Below are 950 nucleotides of genomic sequence, written 5' to 3' on the forward strand. Positions count from 1 at the left end.
CCGCGCCCGGATTTGCCTAAGCGCCTTCTATGAACCAGAAACTGCCTATTCCAACAGGCAGACAACCTTCCGCGATCCGTCCCCCCATCGCATCATACGACGGTGCAGGAATATTAACCTGCTTCCCATCAGCTACGCATCTCTGCCTCGCCTTAGGGGCCGACTCACCCTGCTCCGATGAACGTTGAACAGGAAACCTTGGGCTTACGGCGTGGGGGCTTTTCACCCCCATTATCGCTACTCATGTCAGCATTCGCACTTCTGATACCTCCAGCATCCTTTACAAGACACCTTCGCAGGCTTACAGAACGCTCTCCTACCATATGCTTACGCATATCCGCAGCTTCGGTGACTGGCTTAGCCCCGTTACATCTTCCGCGCAGGACGACTCGATCAGTGAGCTATTACGCTTTCTTTAAATGATGGCTGCTTCTAAGCCAACATCCTGACTGTTTTAGCCTTCCCACTTCGTTTTCCACTTAGCCAATCTTTGGGACCTTAGCTGGCGGTCTGGGTTGTTTCCCTCTTGACGCCGGACGTTAGCACCCGACGTCTGTCTCCCAAGCTCGCACTCATCGGTATTCGGAGTTTGCAATGGTTTGGTAAGTCGCGATGACCCCCTAGCCATAACAGTGCTCTACCCCCGATGGTGATACTTGAGGCACTACCTAAATAGTTTTCGGAGAGAACCAGCTATTTCCAAGTTTGTTTAGCCTTTCACCCCTACCCACAGCTCATCCCCTAATTTTTCAACATTAGTGGGTTCGGACCTCCAGTGCGTGTTACCGCACCTTCATCCTGGCCATGAGTAGATCACTTGGTTTCGGGTCTACACCCAGCGACTATCGCCCTGTTCGGACTCGATTTCTCTACGGCTTCCCTATATGGTTAACCTTGCCACTGAATGTAAGTCGCTGACCCATTATACAAAAGGTACGCAGTCACGGAAC

1 rRNA gene is annotated in these 950 nt (G+C 51.9%); it reads right to left on the minus strand.

Going from position 1 to position 950, the window contains the following annotated elements:
• Nucleotides 1–950 (minus strand): 23S ribosomal RNA (locus ACCD07_RS32270); the annotation flags it as partial.

Source organism: Duganella sp. Dugasp56, from assembly GCF_047304105.1.
Lineage (GTDB): Bacteria > Pseudomonadota > Gammaproteobacteria > Burkholderiales > Burkholderiaceae_D > Rugamonas > Rugamonas hordei.